Origin of the sequence: Winogradskyella jejuensis, assembly GCF_900129745.1 — a bacterium.
GTDB lineage: Bacteria > Bacteroidota > Bacteroidia > Flavobacteriales > Flavobacteriaceae > Winogradskyella > Winogradskyella jejuensis.
Window position 1 is genome coordinate 1,038,627 of the sequence record NZ_FQWS01000001.1, and the last position, 20,858, is coordinate 1,059,484.

Sequence of the window (20,858 nt, forward strand, 5' to 3'; positions counted from 1 at the left end):
TAATTACGCATCTAAAACATCTCCAATCTTTTTAACTACAGCATCTACCGAAACGCTACCAGCAGCATTTTCATAGCCTTCGGGTTGTTTATTGCCGTAGATAGATGTTGGAATTTTCGGGTATTGATTTCTATCTGCAACTAAAGCATAATCCTTTGGTTGATTAAACGGAGCAAAACCAGCAAACGGATGTGTTACGCCCCAAATGGTAACCACTTTTACACCAAGCATGGCAGCCATATGCGCATTTCCAGAATCCATGGCTAACATCACATCTAGATTAGGAATAAGGTCTAATTCTTCGTCTAAACTCAATTTTCCCGCAACAGTTTTGGTGTTTGGTGTTTGGGCTTCAATCTGATTTAGCTGAAGAACCTCAGAATTTCCACCTCCAAAAAGAATAATATTGTTTGTTTTAGAAAGTTGATTAATCACTAATTTCATTTGCTCTAGCGGATACATTTTACCTTCAAACGCTGCAAAAGGCGCAATGCCAATAATTGGTAAATCCTTATTAGAAATGAAGTTTCTCAACTTTTCATTTAAACTAACTTTTTCAGTAAAACTTGGATTAGATAAATCTATTGGGAAACCTAACGCTTCAAAAACATCGGCATAACGTTGGGGTGTGGTTTTTAATTGCTGGAAGATTTCGCCTGAAACTAACGCCTTCTTTTCGTTTCGGCCTTTGTCTATTTGCTTAAAATTTCCGCCGATAAAAAATTTTAAAATCTTAGTTCGTAAGACGTTGTGAATGTCTGCTACGGTATCAAACTTTAATATCTTTAATTCTTTCGATAATTTATAAAGCCCAAGGATGCCTTTATGTTTTCCCTTTAAATCGGCTTCAAAAACAGTAACATTCTTTAACCCTCTAAAAAATGGCTTAAAAAATTTTCTTGTTACAACGGTGACTTTTAAATCTGGATATTGCTGAGTTAATGCACGTACGACTGGCACAGACATAGCAACATCGCCCATGGCTGAGAAACGGAAAACAACGATATGCTTTGGAGTTTTTGCCACTACATTTTTATCTCATAAACAGAATGAGATGCTGAAACGAGTTCAGCATGACAAACATTTAAAAAAAATTTTACTTCTGCCCGCGCAACACTGGGTTAAGCTCATCATCGTTGTACATTTTCATTTGCTTGTACACTTTCATATACTTATCGCCGCTGGCGATATCTGTCAACAAATCGTCAATGGCTGTGCTTAAGTCCACACGTTGCTCCAATAAAACATCTAGTTTTTTCTGGCAAGCCGCTTTATGACTATCACTTGCATCTTCGCGAACGGTCTCTAAATGCATATGGTAAATTTTAAGTGCCAAAATAGACAAGCGGTCGATTGCCCACGCAGGACTTTCAGAATTTATTTTAGCGTTTACCTTTACCTCTACATCTTTGTATTTGTCAAGAAAGTAGCTATCTATATATTCTACCGTATCTGTACGGTCTTGGTTAGACGCATCAATCATTCGCTTTAATTTTAAAGCAGCAACTGGGTCTATATTTGGATCTCTGATAATATCTTCGTATGCCCATTGTACAGTGTCTATCCAACATTTTCTGTATAATAAATGAGCGATTAAATCGTCATTCTTGTCATACTTATTTGTAAACGGTTGGTCAACGGTATTTAATACTTTATACGTTTTAATAACGTCTTGAAATATAGAGTTTGCTTTTTCTGAAAACATTGTAAAAAATTTAGTTCTGCAAATATAGTTTGAATTATTAACTTTGAATACTCAATACTCATCCAGCCTTATGCACATTCATCATCTTTCTGAAACACCATCAATCTTAAACACATTTCTTGCTGAAATTAGAGATGAAGTGATTCAAAAAGATTCTATGCGTTTTAGAAGAAATATTGAGCGCATCGGTGAAATCTTAGGTTATGAGTTGAGCAAATCCCTTCAATATAATTCTGAAAAAATTACAACTCCGCTTGATAGTTTACAATTACAACTTCACCAAAAAGACATAGTTCTCTGCTCTATCTTAAGAGCCGGAGTTCCGCTGCATAACGGCTTACTTAACTACTTTGATACAGCGGAAAATGCATTTACTTCAGCTTACAGACAACACAAAGAAAACCCAGAAAGTTTTGATATCGTTGTAGAGTACTTGGCTTGTCCTAGTTTGGAAAACAAGACACTTATTTTAGCAGACCCAATGTTGGCTACAGGACAATCTATGGTCGCTACTTTTGAAGCTTTAAAACCTTTTGGCACACCAAAGGAGATTCATTTGGTTAGTGTTATTGGGGCACAAAAAGGTGTGGATTTTGTTTCAGAAAATTTCGGTTCTAACTGTCATTTATGGATTGCTGCTATTGACCAAGAACTTAATAGTAAAGGTTATATTATTCCTGGACTTGGTGATGCTGGTGATTTGGCATTTGGAGAAAAACTACAGCAGTAGATTTACAACCGACACCGCAATTAGAAGTATTACAAAAATCTCTCTAAACCAGTTTTCTTCAATAGTTTCTATATAATTCGCAGTTATTATTGTAAGAGGAACTAATAAAAACACATACTCACTTCCATTTTTAATTGGCGAAATAATTGCTATTGCTATTGCAACAATTGAAGCCACAATAACTAATAAATGAGCTGGTCTTATTTTCTTATTCTTTTCTGAAATGCTTTTTAAATAAAAAACCAAACTCCATATGTATATCGTAGCCACTACCGCCAATCTTGAAATGCTTGAAAACGAATTATACCCTGAAAAATCTAAACTAAAAGTGATACTAAAATTACTTGCTAAGAAAAATTCATCATTCAGAATGATATTATAAATAACTAAAAGAAGAATTACTGTAAATAGCCCAAATAAAGACACGGCTATATGTTTTACTTCATTTTGCCAATAATATACTAATGCAACAAACAAAACAATTAAGTATAATATCGCCCACGAGTAAAATAAGGCTGCTAACCCAATCCAAAAAGCGGCATCAAAAAATTTCTTTATTAAATCGCGATTAGAATGCAAGCTTAACAATCTGCGCAAGGCAAACAATACCAGAAGATTAGCTGTTAAAATATTTGTGTTTGAAAACACTTCTGGAAATACCAAGAACAGTAACCCCAATACCATAACGCCATAGCTATGGCGTTTAGTGAGGTCGTTTTTTGCAATTATGAAGTCTGTGATAAAAACATAAAAAAGTCCTAAGAGGAGCGCTACAGGCTTAAAATTAAATGAAAAATCTTCAGAATTTATTTGAGAGTAAATGTGAAGCGCAAAAGCAATTACAACCATAATAGCAACAGCAACTAAGTTGAAAGGTTTAGATTTACTAAAAATGCTTGTAATCATTTACAGTTTTTGTATTTTTGCTTCGTAAATTTATTAAAGTTATGAAGGATTTCTTTTACGGAATACAAGATTTATTTGTTGATGTACTTTTTGCGCCATTAGATTGGTTAAGAGAATTAGAGTTAACTAACTGGTGGGGAGCCAATACAATATCATGGATTTTTATGATAATTGGCTTTTTAGCATTTGTATATTGGATGCTAGAGCTTAAAAAATATAACGATAACAACGAAGAAGATAAAAGTGTTTCGGCTCACTCTTACTTATAGGTCAAAACCAATATCTTTTCTAAAATACATCTTATCAAAACATAGTTTATCTATGTTTTGATAAGATTTTTTTATGGCCTCTTGATAAGTTTCTCCAAAAGACGTAATTGCCATTACTCTACCTCCAGAAGTTACTATTTTACCGTCTTTTAGTTGAGCTCCTGCATGAAAAGGTATAGAATCTTCAATAGTTTCTAGACCAAAAATTTCTTTGCCTTTTTCATAAGCTTCAGGATATCCACCTGAGACCAGCATTATTGTGGTTGCAGCTCGTGAATCGATGTCTAAGTTAATTTCCGAGAGTGTTTCATTGCCCATCGCTTTAAAAATCTCAACGATATCTGTTTTTAATCTCGGTAGTACAACTTCTGTTTCTGGATCACCCATACGCACGTTGTATTCAATAACTTTTGGATCATCACCAACTTTTATAAGCCCTATAAAAACAAAGCCTACATAAGGCAGATTATCTTTTTTTAAACCTTCAATAGTCGGCTTTACAATTCTTGTTTCAATCTTCTGTAAAAAATCGTCAGTAGCAAATGGTACGGGAGAAATCGCTCCCATTCCGCCAGTATTTAAGCCTGTATCGCCTTCGCCAATTCGTTTATAATCTTTTGCTGTTGGTAGAATTTTGTAATCTTTACCATCAGTTAACACAAAACAACTTAACTCAATCCCATGTAAAAACTCTTCAATGACGACTTTAGTGCTGGCATTTCCAAATTTAGAATCTACAAGCATGTGTTTGAGCTCCGTTTTAGCTTCTTCCAAATCATTAAGAATTAAAACCCCTTTTCCTGCTGCTAGACCATCAGCTTTTAGTACATATGGTGCTTGTAACTTTTCTAGAAAAGCATAGCCTTCTTCTAAATTAGCTGCTGTAAAGCTCTCGTAAGCAGCGGTTGGAATATTGTGACGCATCATAAACTTTTTGGCAAATTCCTTACTACCTTCGAGTTCTGCTGCTGCTTTTTGCGGACCAATCACTGTAACGTGTTTTAAGGTATCGTCATTTAAGAAAAAATCATGAATTCCTTCAACTAAAGGGTCTTCTGGTCCAACAACAACCATGTCAATTTTGTTTTCTACAACAGCATTTTTAATCGCTTGAAAATCTGTTACAGCTATTGGAAGATTTATAGCTATTCTAGAAGTTCCAGAATTTCCTGGTGTAACAAAAAGCGACTTACAAAGTGGACTTTGCGCTATTTTCCATGCAAATGTGTGTTCTCTTCCGCCAGAACCAAGTACTAAAATATTCATGTGTCGTGTGTTGTTTGCACAAAAATAATTGCTTTTACGCTTAAAAAACAATTAATTTACATAAACCTTTTGGCTCCATATTTTTTGGGATTATTTGACCTTACTCTACGACTAAAAGGCTTTGCAATTGACAAGGCAAAACGCGTGTTGTCTGAAATTCAAGATAAAAATGATACTGAGTTTGAAGCTTGTATAGTACACCAAAGGAAAGCTATCTTAGAATATCATTTAGCGCACAATTCATTTTACAAATCTAAAGGGAAAGATATTGATTTGAGTGATTGGAATTCTGTACCCATAATGACTAAAAAGGATTTACAACAACCTTTGTCTCATATTCTCTCCGATGGATTTCATAAAAAAAATATCTACATCGATAAAACTTCTGGTGCATCAGGCGACCCCTTTTATTTCGCAAAAGACAAATTTTGTCATGCACTAACGTGGGCGCAAATCATAGACCGCTTCTCTTGGTACAATATAGATTTTAACACCTCTAAGCAAGCTCGGTTTTACGGAATTCCGTTAGATAAAAAAGGATATTATAAAGAGCGTTTAAAAGATGTTCTGGCAAAGCGTTTTCGGTTTTCAGTTTTTGATTTAAGCGATGATGCTTTTGAGAAATGCCTTAAAAAATTTGAAAAAACATCTTTTGAATACATAAATGGCTACACAAGCCCCATAGTACAATTTGCTAAGTTTTTGAAACAAAAAAATGTTGTTTTAAAGGAAGTTTGCCCATCTTTAAATGTTTGCATCGTTACTTCTGAAATGCTCTTTGATAGCGATAAAATAGTGATGCAAAAACAATTTGGTGTTCCTGTAGTAAATGAGTATGGCGCATCCGAGTTAGATTTAATTGCTTTTGAAAACCCACAAGGAGAATGGCAAGTTAACAGCGAAACCCTTTTTGTTGAAGTTTTAGATGAAAAGAACAAACCGTTGCCTTACGGTGAAGAAGGCAGATTAGTAATTACTTCGCTATACAACAAAGCCTCACCTTTTATTAGATACGATATAGGTGATATAGGTATACTTTCTAAAGACAGTACCTTAAGAAAACCTATATTAGAAAAGCTTATTGGACGCACAAATGATATTGCCGTTTTGCCTAGTGGAAAAAAAGCGGCTGGACTAACATTTTACTACATTACAAAAAGTATTATTGAAGATGATGGTGATGTAAAAGAATTTATTATTGAACAATTAAAACCTCATCTATTTAAGGTCAGTTATGTTTCTAGAGTAGAACTCTCTATCTCTCAAAAAGAAACCATAAGTAAAGCCATGACTCAATACCTAGAAGATGGAATAAACATTACTTTTGAACGATTTGAAACATTGAATCGTTCAAAAAGTGGTAAACTGAAACAATTTACATCCTACGTAACATCTTAAATGAAGGAAATCCTAATTATATCTAACTACTTTCCTCCAGAAATGGGTGCTGCATCCAATAGAATCTTTCAGCTGGCAAAATCACTTTCTGAAGATTTCAAAGTCACAGTTGTCTGCCCTTTACCGAATTACCCGACAGGAAAAGTTTTTGAGAATTACAATAAAAAGGAAACTATGGATAATGTCACCGTTAACCGTTTGTGGCTTTATCCGTCTAAATCTAAAAATAAATTTGTTCGCTTATTTTCGATGCTATCTTTTAGCTTAAGTATTGTTTGGTATTTTTTATGGCACCGCATTCCTAAAACTGTCATCGTTAATTCGCCGCCACTTTTTGTTGCCTTTACGTCGCTACTATTTTTAAGTCGAAAAAAGCACCAATTAATACTCAACGTGAGTGATTTATGGCCAAAATCTGCTCTTGAACTCAACGCCGTTAAAAAAGGTTTTGGCTACAATTTATTGCTTAAGATTGAACGTTACAACTACAGAAAAGCCGATTTAATTCTAGGTCAAAGTGAAGAAATATTGTCGCATATAAAAACTATTGTACCAGAAAAAGAAACGCTACTCTTCAGAAATTATCCAGATTTTGAACCTCCTAAAATTGAAACAAAAAACACTTCAACTTTAGGTAAAATTAGAATTGTATATGCAGGTCTACTTGGTATAGCACAAGATATTGTTCGCCTAGCAAAAAAATTAGACTATAGCAATATTGAATTTCATATTTATGGTTCTGGGGCAGAAGAAGAATCTTTAAAAACTTTCATTGAGAGTAACTCAGAGTTACCAATTACATTTCATGGTAGTGTTTCCAGAGCTGTCTTGCATCAAGAGTTGTTAAAGTATGACGCTACTATAATTCCGCTAAAGCATAGAATTTATGGTGCTGTACCTTCAAAAATATTTGAATATTCGCGTTTAGGCCTGCCAATTATCTATTTTGGTGGTGGTGAAGGTGAGCGCATCGTTAAACAAAATGGTTTGGGATGGGTTGCTGAAGCAGGAAATTACAATGCTTTGAATGCTGTTATTTCAAAATTAAAGCTATCGGATTTTGATATCGATTCAAAAAGAGAGATTCAGAAAACTGCAATAGATAATTTCGATGTTTCAGGTCAGCTTGAGAGACTCATTTCAAAGCTTTAATATGCTTTTTCGTCGCCTTTAATAATCGATAAAATGGTTTTGCCAATAATATCTAAATCTAGTAAAACCGACCAGTTTTCGATATAAAAAATATCATATTTCACTCGGTTAATGATGTCCTCATCAGACTTAATTTCTCCTCTAAAGCCTTTAACTTGTGCGAGACCAGTAATTCCTGGCTTTACATTATGTCTAAAGATAAAATTGTAAGTGTCAATTTTTTTTGAGTAAGCTTCAGTATAGGCTAGCATATGGGGTCGAGGACCAACTACCGACATTTCTCCCTTAAGAACGTTAATAAATTGTGGTAGCTCATCTAAACTTGTTCGTCTTAAAAACTTACCAACCTTTGTAACTCTATTATCTTGTTTCTTAACGTAATCTTCTTTCTCGGATGAGTTGACTCTCAAAGACCTAAATTTATAGCAATCAAACTCTTTATAGTTAATTCCATTACGTTTGTGCTTATAAAAAAGTGGTCCTTTAGATTCTAATTTTACGAGAATAAAAAGTATGACGCTCATCCATGATAATACAAAAACGATAACAAGAAGAGAGAAGATAACATCAAACGCCCGTTTTAAGACACGATTAAAAGGGCTGTTTAACGCTACTTCTTGAATAGACATCACCGGCAGGTAATTATAGAAGTCTGTCTTTAAACGCTTGTTTAAGAAATTAGATGTTTTAGGAATAAACTTAATATTGAATTTATTTAGTTCTGCATACTTTACAAAGGTGTTTATCTGCGTTTCTGTAAGCTCATCCATGGCGCAATATATTTCATCAATAGATTCGTTTTTTGAAACAAAATTTAAAGCGTCTTTGACACTTCCGCTAATGTCTGGTGATTTTATATCGCTGTAGACACCGAGCAAGTCATATCCGTATTTTTCTTTATTCTTAAAAAAGTTTTGAAGTTCTTTTGCAGCTGCAGTATCTCCAATTATCAAAACCTGTCTGTGATTTCCATTTAGATATCTTCGATAAGTTCTAAGTCCATAAAACATTAAAAACTTAGCAATACCAATAGCCGAAATACTAAAAATAAGATATTTGAGAATTGTAATTTTATTGATTTCTATGCTTCTGTATAGCCCAATAAATGCGAAGACAATTATAGAGAATATAAAAAATTGCTTAGCCAGTAAGCTTAATATATTAAGAGAGGTTGTGTACCTGTATACATTATAAAATTTAATATTGAAGGCAGAAATTAACCATAACAAGGATACATAAAACACAAAAACAGTAGCCTTACTTTTTAAAAACCCAATAGACCAATATGGTAGTCCAAAAGTTTTAAAATCGATAAAATAGGAAGCAAAAAAGATAATTACTGCAATATCGAAACATATGAGTGCAGGTCTCAATAACCAAGAAAATCTGCCTCTTATGTAACTCATTTTTTAATGCTTATTATAACTTGAGAAATCTTTGTGTTCTTTCTTATATAATTCGTCATGACTTAAACCTTTAAAATAATTAAACGTAATTTTCATCCCAATTTCACGTATTACTTTAGGTTCCCAATCTAGTAAACGTTTTGCCAAACTAATATCTGGCTGTCTTTGAATGGGGTCGTCTTGAGGAAGTGGTTTAAAAACTATCTTCTGATTTGAATTCGATAGTTTTATAATTTCTTCAGCAAAATCTAGAATCGTAATTTCATTAGGATTACCAATATTAACCGGCTCAGAATAATCAGAAAATAAAAGTCTGTATATGCCTTCTACCTGATCATCTACATAACAAAATGATCTTGTTTGTAGGCCGTCTCCAAAAACCGTTAAATCCTCTCCTCTTAAAATCTGCCCCATAAAAGCAGGTATAACACGTCCGTCATTAAGTCTCATTCTTGGTCCATATGTGTTAAATATTCTAACGATACGAACTTCTAATCCATGAAATCTATGATAGGCCATTGTTATAGATTCTTGAAAACGTTTGGCTTCGTCATAAACACCTCTAGGTCCAATGGTGCTTACATTACCAAAATATGATTCGGGTTGTGGGTGCACTAGTGGGTCACCATAAACTTCTGATGTTGAGGCTATTAAGATTCTTGCATTTTTTGCTTTTGCTAATCCTAGTAAATTATGTGTGCCTAAAGAGCCCACTTTTAATGTCTGTATCGGAATCTTTAAGTAGTCTATTGGGCTAGCGGGTGATGCAAAATGAAGAATATAGTCAAGTTGTCCTTCAATTTTTATAAACTCTGTGACATCATGCTCTATAAAAGTAAAGTTTGGATGATTTGATAAATGACTTATGTTTTTTTTATCCCCTGTAATGAAATTATCCATTCCAATTACAGAAAACCCTTGAGCAATAAATTTATCACATAAATGAGATCCTAAAAAACCAGCAGCGCCTGTTATTAAAACACGTTTTTCTTTATTCATTATCTACCAATAGAAACATATCTAAATCCTTCGTTTTTGACATCTTCGATATCATAAAGATTTCTTCCGTCAAAAATAATATGTTCATTCATTTGAGTTTTAAGCTTTTCAAAATTAGGTGTCCTAAAAATGCTCCACTCTGTACAAATAATTAATGCGTCCGCACCATTTAATGCATCATACATATTATCAGCATACCGTACCGTGTCTCCAATCTTATTTTTAACATTAGCCATGGCCTCTGGATCATATGCGTTTATTTCACATCCTTCAGTCAATAAAGCGTCAATAATTTCTAACGAAGGTGCCTCTCTAATATCATCTGTTTCGGGCTTAAATGCTAAACCCCAAATTGCAATTATTTTACCCCTTAAATTATTACTAAAATGCGCTTTTATTTTGGGTAATAAAATACGTTTCTGCCTTTGATTTACGTCTATTACCGCATCTAATATTTTAAAGTCATAATCAAAATCTTTACCTGATTTATGCAAAGCTTTTACATCCTTAGGAAAACAAGACCCGCCATAACCTATTCCTGGAAAAAGAAAACGCTTACCTATTCTAGAATCAGTACCCATGCCAATTCTTACCTTGTCTACATCAGCACCTACACGCTCACAATAATTAGCTATCTCATTCATGAAAGTAATTTTAGTGGCCAAGAAAGCGTTTGCTGCATATTTTGTAAGCTCTGCGGATTTTTCATCCATAACTATTATAGGGTTTCCAGATCTAACATATGGCCTGTAAAGCTTCTTCATCTTTTCTATAGCCCGCTCACTACTCGCGCCAATAATAATACGCTCTGGCTTTAGGAAATCGTCTACAGCAAAACCTTCTCTAAGGAACTCCGGATTACTTACAACATCAAAATCAACGATAGTGTGCTTTGCAATTACTGCTTCAACTTTTTCTGCAGTACCTACAGGAACAGTGCTTTTATCTACAATTATTTTGTAATCCTTTATCTGTTTACCTATTTCTTCTGCTACTCCTAAAACGTATTTTAAATCTGCAGAACCATCTTCGCCTTCTGGCGTTGGTAAAGCCAAAAAGATAATATCTCCATGCTCTAAGCCTTGTGATAGATTTGTTGAGAAATTTAGCCTATCAGCTTTAATATTTCTATCAAAAAGAATGTCTAAATGGGGTTCATAAATTGGTACCTCACCATTTTTCATTCGTTTTATCTTGTTTTCATCTATATCTATACAGAGAACATTATTTCCTGTTTCCGCTAAACAGGTTCCTGTTACAAGGCCTACGTAGCCTGTCCCTACTACTGTAATGTTCATAAATTAACTCGCTTTTTCTTTTGTTTTGTCGAACTTTTCATAGTCAGAATTCATGCTAACAAATTCTGGTACTATAGTCTTCATTTTTTTTACTATATCCCCTTTTACACCTCCTTTGGAAATTTCTATGAGCTCTTCTATATTAGATACTACTTCAGCAATTTCCTGTGTGTTAACTTTGGCAATCATTATTTTTTCATTGTAAGTTGGCAATGTTGTTGTTTTATCATTAAGCAACTCTTCGTACAACTTTTCTCCTGGTCTTAATCCAATAATCTTAATTGACATATCTTTATTGGGTGTATAACCCGCTAGTCTAATTATTTTCTTAGCTAAATCAATAATTCTCACAGCTTTACCCATATCGAAGATAAAAATCTCGCCTCCATTACCCATTGCTCCAGCTTCTAAAACTAACTGACAAGCTTCAGAAATAGTCATGAAATATCTAATAATATCTGGATGAGTAATAGTTACTGGACCTCCTTCTTCGATTTGTTTTTTGAATAATGGAACCACAGAACCATTACTCCCTAAAACATTACCAAATCTGGTAGTTACAAAGCCTGTTGTTTTCTTAAGGCTTTTATTATTATCCTCTTGTAACGCTTGTACATATATTTCAGCAATACGCTTTGATGCACCCATAACATTACTTGGATTTACTGCTTTATCTGTTGAAACCATCACGAATTTCTCTACACCATATTCTTGAGATAAGTCGGCAACATTCTTGGTGCCTAAAACGTTAGAGAATACAGCCTCTGATGGATGGTTCTCCATTAATGGTACGTGTTTGTAGGCTGCGGCGTGATAAACAACATCTGGCTTTTGTTGTTTAAACACTTTTCTGATTTTATCAATGCTTCTAACGTCGCAAATTACCGCTTCGTAACTTAGTTGAGGAAAATTGTTTTTTATCTCGAGTTGAATGTTGTATAGTGGGGACTCTGCCTGGTCTAAAATAATTAACCTACTGGGTTTGTAGCCCGCAACTTGTCTTACTATTTCGCTTCCAATTGACCCCGCTCCACCAGTAACCATTACACATTTATTAAATATCTCTTTAGCTACTAGCTTATTATCTAATTTGATTGGTGCTCTTTCTAAAATATCTTCTATTTGAATTTTTTCAATCTGGCTAGTGATATTCTTATTTTCTTCAATATCAGATAATAGTGGAGCTCTATACACTTTTAAATTATAGTCTAAACATTTATCAATAATAGCAATGTTTTCTTCTTTTGAAATATCTTTATCTGCAAGAATAAGTGCCTGTGCGCTATGTATACGTAATGTAACAGCTATGTTACGATTTATATTGAAGATTGGCAGTCCTAATATCTGTTTACTTTTATTACGTTCTGCTTTATCAATAAACCCTAAAACTGAAAATCTATTTGGTTTTTCGGATTTTAGTGCACTTGCTATTGCTATTGCGTTCTCGTCTGTACCATAGACTAACACATTAAGTTCATTCTGTTTGTTACTAAAATTTAAATAAACTTCGAATATTTGTTTTACTATAACTCTGAATAAAAATAATCCACAAAATGAGATAAGAGCATATATTAATAATGAAGGAATAAAAATAATCTCTGTGGAATTGTAGAGATAATTTATATAATATACTACCAGAATAGTAATTAGCGTAGATAAAGTAGCTACCAAAAATCTAACAGCATCTAAAAATGTAGAGTGCCTTATAAGCCCTGCGTAGGTTCTATATAGAATAAAAAAGGCAATATTAACACATATAATTACAAATTCTGTTGTAGAGAAAGACAATTCAAAAAGCTGATTTTTGATTTTACCAACAACAAGTTTAGTTACAATAAGAGAGATGAATAGTATTGTAGTATCAAATCCTAATATTGCCCATCTAGGAAGATATCCAACGTTTTTAAAATCAAGTCTCTTTTTACTAGATTCTAGTACTTGATATAATGCATTTTTGAACCTTTTATACATCTAGGTTTTGGTCTTTTGAGTATCTGCAAATATCTTAATTATAATGTGAATAGAGAAATTATTTAAGCCTAACTAGTTTTTGTTATATGTTTATCGGATTATAATAATTGAGATATGGTATTAAATATTCTTTCTTTATCTTCAATAGAGAGATTTGAACCGCTTGGCAAGCATAAGCCGGTTTTAAACAGTGTTTCACTATTCTTTGAACCATAGTATGGCATGTGTTTAAATACAGGCTGGAGGTGCATAGGTTTCCAAAGTGGTCTGGTCTCGATATTTTCTTTTTCCATAGCCCTTTGAAACTGTTCTTTAGTGAATCTAGCATCTTTAGAAACAATAATGCAACTTAACCAATGGTTAGAGACAATATTGTTTGAGTATTCACCAAAAACAGAAATGCCTTTGATGTTTTTAAAACTTTCTTTGTAAAATAAGTTCATTTTACGACGTAGGTCTATGTGTTTATCAAGTACTTGCATTTGACCTCTACCTATACCAGCACTGACATTACTCATTCTGTAATTATATCCTATTTCAGAGTGCTGATAATGCGAGGCGCTATCTCTAGCCTGCGTAGCATAAAAAATAGTTTTTTGCTTTTCTTCATCTGAATTACAAACTAACGCGCCTCCACCTGATGTTGTTATAATTTTGTTTCCGTTAAATGAGAGGATAGAATAAGTTCCAAAAGTACCGCATTTTCTTTCTTTATAAGTAGAACCTAAGGCCTCTGCCGCATCTTCTATAACTGATATTTCATACTTTTTTGCAACAGACAATAACTCATCTAATTTTGCTGGCATACCATAAAGATGAACTATAATGATAGCTTTGGGTTTATTGCCTTTAGAAATTCTATCTTTTATAGCTGCTTCTAGATGATTTGGGCACATATTCCAAGTATCGAGCTCACTATCAACAAAAATTGGTTTTGCCCCTTGATAGATTATTGGATTTGCTGAACCACAAAAGGTGAATGTTTGACAGATTACTTCATCCCCAGAAGTAACACCTAACTGTACTAATGCTAAATGTATAGCCGCAGTACCGGAAGATAAGCATGCTATGTGCTTATTTTGATCTAAATAGCTTTCTAAATCCGATTCAAAACCGGAAACGTTTGGTCCTAAAGGAGCAATCCAGTTAGTGTTAAATGCCTGCTGAACAAATTTTTGTTCCTGACCTCCCATATGAGGTGATGATAACCATATTTTAGAATTCATTTATCAGAGAACTGTTTTAACTATATATTCTATATCTTTAAAAAAGGAATAATTTTTTATATAGCTCTTATTAATATCTACCTTTTTAGGCCAAATTATTGTCTTGTTGTATAACTCCGGATTGTTTTGATTGGATAAAATTTCTTCCTCATTTCTATAATAAATTGAGGCTGGTCCGGTTATTCCTGGCTTAATTGTTAGAATTACCCTATCATCTCCCTCTAATTTATCTGCAAAACCTTTAACATCTGGTCTTGGCCCAACAAAACTCATGTCTCCAATTAATACATTGTATAATTGAGGTAATTCGTCAATTTTAGTTTTTCTCCAGAACCTTCCAACTTTGGTTATTCTTGGGTCGTTGTCTGTTGAGACAGTAGTTACGACACCTTCTATATTTTTCATACTTCTTATTTTGTAAACTTTAAACACTCTGCCAAACTGTCCTACTCTTTGTTGAGTGTAAAAACCGTTCATCCCTGTATCAAAAAATGAAATTAATGACGCTAGAAGGATTAACCATCCAAAGCATATTAAACCTATTATTGATAATAATAAATCAAAGGTTCTTTTTAAGAATATATCTTTTTTATTCAATTTTTTTAAATATTAAACTAAAGAAATATGCATTAATAAACGAGAATAAAACAACTCCGTTAAGTCTTATAAAATAGTTTTCTGTCAAAAAGGCAAATGCAAAAATAATAAGTACAATACCATATAAAAAACTTCTTTTTCTAAATGCTAATAAAATATTATTAGAAAGCATAAATAATAAAGGTAATAGCCCAAGTATTCCTGATGCAAATAAAGTTGAAAGATAGACATTATGGGAACTGTAATTATTTAGATATTGATTTTTAAAGTTATTAATCTCCAAACAATAACTTGGTAACAGTCGCTTTTCGTAACCTATGCCGTAGCCAAAAAAGGGCCTCTCACTAATTAAGTCTATACTGCATTTTTGGATGTGATATCTAGGGCCTAGCACTCTTTCTAAATTAAAATTGTCGGAATTATACGATATTGGCTCTAAAAAAAGCCTACCAACATTATTGCTTTTTGAAATTTGAGAAAAAAGTAAAAACGATGCTACTGATGAGAGTAAGATTAATATTTTTATTCTTTTTGACTTAAAAATCAAAATTGAATAAGTCGGTATCGCAAGTAGTGTTAAAAAAATAATTGTTCTTGAGTTTAAAATAATTAAAAAAACAAAGAATACTGCCACTAATGTTAGACTCAAAACCTTTTTTAAGTATTTGCGACTTTCTTTAACCTCTTTCAGTATCATTAATATACTCAATAAGTAATTAATAGACATATATGTAGGATGCCAATCTTTATAGTCTGACTTACCTATTTCAATAAAAAATCGAATATTAAAAAACTCCTCGGGGTTAGACATAAACTTGCTTAATAAACCTAATCTAAAAACAAAATATAAAAACACTATTATGTTCGATAGTATAAATACTCCTGATATAATGCGAATTACCTTTGGAGGTATTTTTATTGAATAAATAAATATCAATGGTGCTAAAAGGAAAGAGATATTTCTAACTATTATGTCTAATCCTTTTTCCTTCAGTGGAGAATAGCTTAATGAAAATGCTATTACAATGTAAAAAAGTGAATTTATGATTAATGGTTTAATTCCATAGCTTTTAAAGTTATCTTTAATAACATCCAGTTTAAAAAGTATTGAAAAACTAAATAAGAGTAATATTAATATTGAGATTTTGTTTGTAGTAAGAAGTGGGTAAAAAGAGAGTAATACTAAGATAAAGTAGATAATCTTATCTATTGATTTTTTAAAATTATACCTATTTAAGGTATTTAACATACTAAATGTCATTTATTTTTATTAAATCAGTATTCTTGCTTTCAAAATCATAAACGACAAAGGTTGGATTGCCATTCCAGCCCATAACTTCACCAGGGTTGATAAAGATAGTTTTACTAAACTTTTCAATTTTAGGTTCGTGCGTATGACCGCATAGCACCAAATCGTACTCCCCATTTTTTGCAAGAGATTGGGCATAAAATGGGTAGTGTGTCATTACAATTTTTTTCTCATTGACCTTAATTTCTGTATATTCTGGACTTATGATTAAATTTGAAAACTTTGTGTTGGCTAAATTTAGTATTGTAAATCTATCTCCATCTCCATTGCCAAAAACACAATAAGTTTTTATACCGCTATCGCCGATTATTTTAGCAGGAATTGGTGAACAAAAATCTCCACAAAAAAAAGTCTCCTTAATACCGTTTTCTTTGAAATATTTAAGTGTCTTTTTTAAATTATAAACATTATCATGTACATCAGAGTAAATACCAATTTTCATAGTTTTCTATTTTTGCATATATTTTGAGTAGTTGTTATTTAAATCAACAATATATGCGTGAGATGGATATAAATCTTTCACTTCTTGAGAAGGCATTTCCATAAACTTATCTCCGTATCTAACTCTTAAATATTCTTCGACACTGTAAAATACTGGAAGTGATAAGGTTTCAAATTTCACATATTTTCCTTCTCCTATTAAACTTCTTTTGAAAGAAGTTCTTTTAAAAGGAGCTCTTCCAAAAAAATGCCCTATATATTCAGTGTCTTTATTATTTAGTCTCCTTATAAATCTAAGCAATATTTTCTTTACGGAACTACTAATCAAAACTTTAGCTAATCTTAATGCTACTATTTTACTTCTGCTTTGGGTTAAATAGCCTTTCTTTGCTAGAGCTTTTGCATTTACGGCGCGTGCGGCTATATACTGAAGATATCTTAGGGACTTATTTTTATAGGTATTGTTAAGACACATAATGTCTAAAAAAAGACCATGATGCATGTCTCTTCCAACCGAATCTTTTTCTATATAGGTTGTATTATTCATTCTTAATTTACTGAAAAAAAGTGGAAATTCTTCAGTATCTTCCTCTTGAAAATAGTATTGATTCGTGTCCAATTTTTCTTTGACAACTTGCTTAAATCTTGTATAGTTAGCATAATCCATAAAAGTATCATAATCATCGTCCCAAGGTATAAAACCTTTATGTCTTATTGCTCCTAAAGCCGTTCCGCCCATTAGGTAATACTCAATGTCATTTTCTTTACAAAAATTATCAAAATATTCAGCTATGACAATTAGTTTGGAGTGGATACTTTTGAGCTCATTTTCTGTCATATTATATTTTTTTTGCTAAAAAATAAAATCTACTTAAAAACTTTTTGACTGCGTCGTTTCTTGATACTAGCAAAGCCAAAGTTCTTATGAGTTTAAATTTTATTTTGTTCATTGCTGCCGATATTTTAGACTTTTTCCATCTATGGGGATGTGTACTAAAAATTACTTTTTTATTATCTTTTAAAAGTCCAATAAAATCTGCCATAGATTTAATTTGAATATCACCTGAATTATTAATGTCATTACTATGAACATTCGATATTATTTGGAACTTGAATCCCGCATCAGAAACATATATGTAATCCGATTTTAGTTTTTTTGGTAAATCCACCACTATGTCTAACATATGGCTGAATTCTGAAGCAATATCTGTATTTCTAAAAAAATCTTTATTAGAACTCCAACCATCTCTAATCATTAACGGATTACCATGAGGACATAAAGTCTCTACAATAAAACCATAACTCTCAAAAGCATTAACATAATCTATAAATTCTTTTTTAGCTTTTTTGTAATTGCCGTTATTGGCATCTAAAACGTCATAATGATACGTTACTTCGTGGCCAAGATTTGCAATCTCCTTTAGTAACATTACATTATCTTTAAGTAAATAACCTTGAACGTAATAGGTGGCTTTTATACCATATTGGGCTTCAATTTTAGCCATCTTAAGTGCTCTTGAAACATTGGTTTCAACATCATGCTTAAAAATAATCCAATCAGTATCCTGTTCGTTATTCTCAAGTATTTGATTGGCGGTAATACTTTTTTTTATATCAACAGCTGCCCTGCAGATTTTATGAAGCTGTTTGTAAGTAAACTGCATTTTATTTTAATTCGTCCTTTAAAACGGTTCTTAGTTTTGTTGAGGAAATTTTATTTGTATAAGCAAAAAAATGGACACGGCTATTATGTTTTTTTAGTTCATTTTCAACTTCTTGAAACAAATCATTCCCTTTCCAATCATCACCGACAAACATTACGTCGAAATTATACTTTTTAAACGCTTTTATTTTGTCTCTATCGTATTGAATGACAACTTCATCCACATACTTTATAGCCTTAATTATTTCCATTCTATCGTCTAATGGAATTATTGGCTTTTTTCCCTTGTAAGATTTTACTAATTCATCAGGGCTAACTGCAACTATTAAGTAGTCACAATTGTCTTTAGCTTGTTTTAATATATTTAGATGTCCGACATGGAACATGTCAAAAACACCGGCTGTATATCCTATTATTTGTTTTTTCACTTAAGTTTAATTTGATCTGGTGAAGAGTTTAAAAAAATATTTTCTTAATTTTTCTGTCAGTAAAACCTGAACTATGAATCTAATCGTTACATTAGATAAAAATATTGGCAAAGATATAATATCTTTTGACAACATAAGTCTTTGAAGTTTGGCTTCACTTTTAAAATATTTAAAGCCTCCCCTTCTCTTATAAAAATTTTCATTAGTTCTTACCTTTAGTAGCGAAGTTTGGAGATTGTGAAACTTATAATTTCTTAACGCCATACGTATCCACAAATAATAGTCTTCATTACAAAACCAGTCCTTATAACCTCCAGAAGCAAGAACATCCTCTTTTTTAAACATGACACTCATTTGATTAAATGGACATCTATATTTCATGTATTTTTTTAATTCTGCATCTGTTTCTGGCAGTTTTCTTTTGAGAAGTGATGAGTCTGTTTCTTTAGAAAATTCTTCTATTACACCTCCTAAAACACTTACCTCACTGTTTTCTCTAAAGAAACTTAGCTGTTTTTCAAAACGATTTTCAATACAAATATCATCACTATCCATTAAGGCCACATACTCATAACTACTCAGTTCTAAACCAATGCTTCTAGCATAACCATGACCCATATTTTCTTTAAGTCTATGAACTATGATATTCTTGTTGTTTTCCTGAAACGAAACTAAAACCTTTTCTATTTCTTTGGGAATTGGGCCATCTACAACAATTATTATTTCGTCTGGCTTAACTGTCTGTTTTACCAAACTCTGAAGAGCAGTATCAAAATGACTAGGGTCATCATTTTTGTATACAGACATTGAAACTGAAAATTTGGGTAAGCTATCCATTAATTGTAATTGAGTTGTTTTTAACTTCACTTTTATAATCTAAATACTTTAGTGCTATAATACTTAAAATCCACGCGTCCGGTGGTCCAACTGAACCAATAAATAAGATTTTGAACATAAAGATTAAAATAATATTTTGTGATTCTCTCCCATTTTTCCAGAACTTTTTGAATATACTATAGAGAAATAGTGTAAAAACAAATACACCTAAATATCCCGTATCAAGCACTAAATTGGATATGTAACCGCTTGATCTAGTCGATATTGCTTTTGAGTTTCCTTTGAATTTAAAATAATTGATTTTGGAAAAATCTACTCCTGTCATGTTAAGTGCTTCTACTGAGGTTTGTCTCCAATATCCTATACCTCCTCCTAAAGGCTTTTGAGAACTGTATAACCATGATGAATAAATTGAAATTAGTCTCGGCCCTGCTAAATCAACCACCACCATTGTGGCATCTGCAAGATTTTCTTGTTCTTTTATCTTTTCTAACATTCTTTGAGCTCTTCCTCCACCTCCAAAAACGTCTGCAAAAATAGCCAAAACTATAACTATTATTGATATCTTAATTAATTTAATCCTATATACTAGCAAGATAAAAACTGAATATACTCCCAGTGCCATTATAGATTTTAAAACCAAAACTAGGAATGCAAAAAAGGCTATATCATAAAATGTTTTATTCTTTTTTATAAATACCGCTCTTACGACTATATAGAAAAAAACAAGACTTACACCCGCCCTTGCTGGTTCTGTTGCTAATAGCGTAACACCTCTTGACACATGAGACAATGACTCTGAGCTAGATCTGGGGATAAGAAATTTGAATATCGGGTCTAGAAAACCTATTACACCTATAAGTTGAAGTAAGCCAAGAACTAGTAAGAATATGAATAACTTTTTTACTAATTTAATGGTTTTAAGAGTTAATGTTTCAGAAGTTTGATAAAAAACAACCAAACACAAGCTACTGTTACAATAAGCAAAAAGAGACCTAACAACTTCAGGTATTCTTAAATCGCTAATGTATATAATGCTTGAATAAAAGACATTAATTAAAAGAATTATTAAAAATAAAATATAGTAGGCATTAATTTTTCTTTGTCTTACCAATAGCATTGAAGACAAAATTATTCCCCAGGGGAAAACTTCAGCTTCTAGTGTTCCAAACGTTATTGATGGGAAAAAAAATAACGCTACTACAAAACCTGAGAGTATGTTAAATCCTTTTATTTCTTTGTACATCTCTACTTACT

21 protein-coding genes are annotated in these 20,858 nt (G+C 32.4%); 4 read left to right on the plus strand and 17 right to left on the minus strand.

Going from position 1 to position 20,858, the window contains the following annotated elements; translation table 11 throughout:
- Positions 1-3: 3 nt before the first annotated feature.
- Both BUB95_RS04820 and BUB95_RS04825 read right to left on the minus strand, forming a co-directional pair.
- Entirely contained in the window at positions 4-981 is a 978-nt protein-coding gene (locus BUB95_RS04820; RefSeq protein WP_073083767.1) for a glycosyltransferase family 9 protein, read from the minus strand.
- Between the two features lie 115 nt (positions 982-1,096).
- The gene (locus BUB95_RS04825; protein ID WP_073083769.1) at positions 1,097-1,705 is read right to left on the minus strand and encodes a DUF4254 domain-containing protein; all 609 of its coding nucleotides are present in this window, start codon (positions 1,703-1,705) and stop codon (positions 1,097-1,099) included.
- A gap of 70 nt (positions 1,706-1,775) precedes the next feature.
- On the opposite strand from BUB95_RS04825, the gene upp reads away from it, so the two are divergent.
- The gene (upp, locus tag BUB95_RS04830; protein WP_073083771.1) at positions 1,776-2,435 is read left to right on the plus strand and encodes a uracil phosphoribosyltransferase; all 660 of its coding nucleotides are present in this window, start codon (positions 1,776-1,778) and stop codon (positions 2,433-2,435) included.
- On the opposite strand, the gene BUB95_RS04835 is transcribed toward upp, so the two are convergent.
- On the minus strand, positions 2,424-3,341 hold the full coding sequence (locus BUB95_RS04835) for a DUF6427 family protein (RefSeq protein ID WP_073083774.1): 918 nt from the start codon (positions 3,339-3,341) through the stop codon (positions 2,424-2,426). The genes upp and BUB95_RS04835 overlap by 12 nt on opposite strands.
- A 41-nt stretch (positions 3,342-3,382) precedes the next feature.
- On the opposite strand from BUB95_RS04835, the gene BUB95_RS04840 reads away from it, so the two are divergent.
- Positions 3,383-3,610 (plus strand): DUF6341 family protein, encoded by a 228-nt coding sequence (locus BUB95_RS04840; RefSeq protein WP_073083777.1) that lies wholly within the window; start codon positions 3,383-3,385, stop codon positions 3,608-3,610.
- Here the strand turns inward: BUB95_RS04840 and purD are convergent.
- The gene (gene purD / locus BUB95_RS04845; protein WP_073083779.1) at positions 3,605-4,876 is read right to left on the minus strand and encodes a phosphoribosylamine--glycine ligase; all 1,272 of its coding nucleotides are present in this window, start codon (positions 4,874-4,876) and stop codon (positions 3,605-3,607) included. The two genes, BUB95_RS04840 and purD, sit on opposite strands and share 6 nt — an antisense overlap.
- Positions 4,877-4,960: 84 nt before the next feature.
- On the opposite strand from purD, the gene BUB95_RS04850 reads away from it, so the two are divergent.
- Both BUB95_RS04850 and BUB95_RS04855 read left to right on the plus strand, forming a co-directional pair.
- Positions 4,961-6,274 carry a phenylacetate--CoA ligase family protein gene (locus BUB95_RS04850; RefSeq protein ID WP_073083781.1) on the plus strand — a complete coding sequence of 438 codons (1,314 nt, stop codon included), beginning with the start codon at positions 4,961-4,963 and terminating at the stop codon, positions 6,272-6,274.
- Positions 6,275-7,426 carry a glycosyltransferase family 4 protein gene (locus BUB95_RS04855; protein ID WP_073083783.1) on the plus strand — a complete coding sequence of 384 codons (1,152 nt, stop codon included), beginning with the start codon at positions 6,275-6,277 and terminating at the stop codon, positions 7,424-7,426. It abuts the gene before it with no gap.
- Here the strand turns inward: BUB95_RS04855 and BUB95_RS04860 are convergent.
- The 13 genes from BUB95_RS04860 to BUB95_RS04920 form a co-directional block, all read right to left on the minus strand.
- Complete coding sequence (locus tag BUB95_RS04860; RefSeq protein WP_073083785.1) at positions 7,423-8,832, minus strand: exopolysaccharide biosynthesis polyprenyl glycosylphosphotransferase; 1,410 nt, start codon at positions 8,830-8,832, stop codon at positions 7,423-7,425. The two genes, BUB95_RS04855 and BUB95_RS04860, sit on opposite strands and share 4 nt — an antisense overlap.
- Before the next feature lie 3 nt (positions 8,833-8,835).
- Positions 8,836-9,831, minus strand: coding sequence for a UDP-glucuronic acid decarboxylase family protein (locus BUB95_RS04865; RefSeq protein WP_073083788.1), 996 nt, complete (start codon positions 9,829-9,831; stop codon positions 8,836-8,838).
- Positions 9,831-11,129 (minus strand): UDP-glucose dehydrogenase family protein, encoded by a 1,299-nt coding sequence (locus tag BUB95_RS04870; protein ID WP_073083790.1) that lies wholly within the window; start codon positions 11,127-11,129, stop codon positions 9,831-9,833. The genes BUB95_RS04865 and BUB95_RS04870 overlap by 1 nt, the downstream gene beginning before the upstream one ends.
- A 3-nt stretch (positions 11,130-11,132) precedes the next feature.
- Positions 11,133-13,100 carry a polysaccharide biosynthesis protein gene (locus BUB95_RS04875; RefSeq protein WP_073083792.1) on the minus strand — a complete coding sequence of 656 codons (1,968 nt, stop codon included), beginning with the start codon at positions 13,098-13,100 and terminating at the stop codon, positions 11,133-11,135.
- Between the two features lie 98 nt (positions 13,101-13,198).
- A complete protein-coding gene (locus BUB95_RS04880) occupies positions 13,199-14,326 on the minus strand; it encodes a DegT/DnrJ/EryC1/StrS family aminotransferase (RefSeq protein ID WP_073083794.1) in 1,128 nt (375 codons plus the stop codon).
- A gap of 3 nt (positions 14,327-14,329) precedes the next feature.
- Positions 14,330-14,923 (minus strand): sugar transferase, encoded by a 594-nt coding sequence (locus tag BUB95_RS04885; RefSeq protein ID WP_073083797.1) that lies wholly within the window; start codon positions 14,921-14,923, stop codon positions 14,330-14,332.
- Positions 14,916-16,172, minus strand: coding sequence for an O-antigen ligase family protein (locus tag BUB95_RS04890; RefSeq protein WP_159432638.1), 1,257 nt, complete (start codon positions 16,170-16,172; stop codon positions 14,916-14,918). Before BUB95_RS04890 ends, BUB95_RS04885 begins: the two co-directional genes overlap by 8 nt.
- A 1-nt stretch (position 16,173) precedes the next feature.
- Entirely contained in the window at positions 16,174-16,674 is a 501-nt protein-coding gene (locus BUB95_RS04895; RefSeq protein WP_073083801.1) for a metallophosphoesterase, read from the minus strand.
- A 6-nt stretch (positions 16,675-16,680) separates the two neighbouring features.
- Complete coding sequence (locus BUB95_RS04900; RefSeq protein WP_073083803.1) at positions 16,681-17,511, minus strand: LicD family protein; 831 nt, start codon at positions 17,509-17,511, stop codon at positions 16,681-16,683.
- A 1-nt stretch (position 17,512) separates the two neighbouring features.
- Positions 17,513-18,337, minus strand: coding sequence for a polysaccharide deacetylase family protein (locus tag BUB95_RS04905; RefSeq protein WP_073083806.1), 825 nt, complete (start codon positions 18,335-18,337; stop codon positions 17,513-17,515).
- A 1-nt stretch (position 18,338) separates the two neighbouring features.
- Positions 18,339-18,764 carry an FAD synthase family protein gene (locus BUB95_RS04910; RefSeq protein ID WP_073083809.1) on the minus strand — a complete coding sequence of 142 codons (426 nt, stop codon included), beginning with the start codon at positions 18,762-18,764 and terminating at the stop codon, positions 18,339-18,341.
- Between the two features lie 6 nt (positions 18,765-18,770).
- Positions 18,771-19,571, minus strand: a complete 801-nt coding sequence (locus tag BUB95_RS04915) for a glycosyltransferase (RefSeq protein ID WP_200777199.1) — start codon at positions 19,569-19,571, stop codon at positions 18,771-18,773.
- Positions 19,572-19,593: 22 nt separating this feature from the next.
- Entirely contained in the window at positions 19,594-20,847 is a 1,254-nt protein-coding gene (locus BUB95_RS04920) for a hypothetical protein (protein ID WP_073083811.1), read from the minus strand.
- Positions 20,848-20,858 lie beyond the last annotated feature (11 nt).

Bases quoted from the DNA above. Each gene is read 5' to 3' on its own strand.
- BUB95_RS04835 (WP_073083774.1), bottom strand. From the start codon at position 3,341: ATGATTACAAGCATTTTTAGTAAATCTAAACCTTTCAACTTAGTTGCT.
- BUB95_RS04860 (WP_073083785.1), bottom strand. From the start codon at position 8,832: ATGAGTTACATAAGAGGCAGATTTTCTTGGTTATTGAGACCTGCACTC.
- BUB95_RS04840 (WP_073083777.1), top strand. From the start codon at position 3,383: ATGAAGGATTTCTTTTACGGAATACAAGATTTATTTGTTGATGTACTT.
- BUB95_RS04890 (WP_159432638.1), bottom strand. From the start codon at position 16,172: ATGTTAAATACCTTAAATAGGTATAATTTTAAAAAATCAATAGATAAG.
- BUB95_RS04880 (WP_073083794.1), bottom strand. From the start codon at position 14,326: ATGAATTCTAAAATATGGTTATCATCACCTCATATGGGAGGTCAGGAA.
- BUB95_RS04900 (WP_073083803.1), bottom strand. From the start codon at position 17,511: ATGACAGAAAATGAGCTCAAAAGTATCCACTCCAAACTAATTGTCATA.
- BUB95_RS04825 (WP_073083769.1), bottom strand. From the start codon at position 1,705: ATGTTTTCAGAAAAAGCAAACTCTATATTTCAAGACGTTATTAAAACG.
- BUB95_RS04865 (WP_073083788.1), bottom strand. From the start codon at position 9,831: ATGAATAAAGAAAAACGTGTTTTAATAACAGGCGCTGCTGGTTTTTTA.
- purD (WP_073083779.1), bottom strand. From the start codon at position 4,876: ATGAATATTTTAGTACTTGGTTCTGGCGGAAGAGAACACACATTTGCA.
- BUB95_RS04875 (WP_073083792.1), bottom strand. From the start codon at position 13,100: ATGTATAAAAGGTTCAAAAATGCATTATATCAAGTACTAGAATCTAGT.
- BUB95_RS04905 (WP_073083806.1), bottom strand. From the start codon at position 18,337: ATGCAGTTTACTTACAAACAGCTTCATAAAATCTGCAGGGCAGCTGTT.
- upp (WP_073083771.1), top strand. From the start codon at position 1,776: ATGCACATTCATCATCTTTCTGAAACACCATCAATCTTAAACACATTT.
- BUB95_RS04870 (WP_073083790.1), bottom strand. From the start codon at position 11,129: ATGAACATTACAGTAGTAGGGACAGGCTACGTAGGCCTTGTAACAGGA.
- BUB95_RS04920 (WP_073083811.1), bottom strand. From the start codon at position 20,847: ATGTACAAAGAAATAAAAGGATTTAACATACTCTCAGGTTTTGTAGTA.
- BUB95_RS04915 (WP_200777199.1), bottom strand. From the start codon at position 19,571: ATGTCTGTATACAAAAATGATGACCCTAGTCATTTTGATACTGCTCTT.
- BUB95_RS04820 (WP_073083767.1), bottom strand. From the start codon at position 981: ATGGGCGATGTTGCTATGTCTGTGCCAGTCGTACGTGCATTAACTCAG.
- BUB95_RS04855 (WP_073083783.1), top strand. From the start codon at position 6,275: ATGAAGGAAATCCTAATTATATCTAACTACTTTCCTCCAGAAATGGGT.
- BUB95_RS04895 (WP_073083801.1), bottom strand. From the start codon at position 16,674: ATGAAAATTGGTATTTACTCTGATGTACATGATAATGTTTATAATTTA.